The organism is Halomonas sp. AOP30-A1-24 (assembly GCF_052378165.1).
Lineage (GTDB): Bacteria > Pseudomonadota > Gammaproteobacteria > Pseudomonadales > Halomonadaceae > Vreelandella > Vreelandella citrativorans.
Map to the genome: position 1 here is coordinate 1 of NZ_JBQSXL010000119.1, position 213 is coordinate 213.

The 213-nt window shown below is 54.9% G+C and carries 1 protein-coding gene; it reads left to right on the forward strand.

Features of this window, described 5'->3' with window-relative positions; translation table 11 throughout:
- The coding region (locus ACT3TJ_RS18125; protein WP_444666152.1) for a hypothetical protein at window positions 1-213 on the forward strand (213 nt) is incomplete at both ends.

A 213-nucleotide genomic window follows, 5' to 3' on the forward strand; every position in this document is an offset into this window, starting at 1 on the left:
ACTACCAACACTCGACTCGATGACCGGAGCCGCTTGCCTCAGCGAGGAAGGCGTATTCTACGCACTTCCTGATGTTTGTCAACCGCTGTTTTCAGCGGGTGAAGCAAGCGACTTAAACCTCGCTAACTTCCTGACAAACCGAAGGTTTTCACCTTCTTCACCGCTGGTAACGCTGGGCGTCCCCGGCAGCGGATGCGTACTTTACGGATTCGC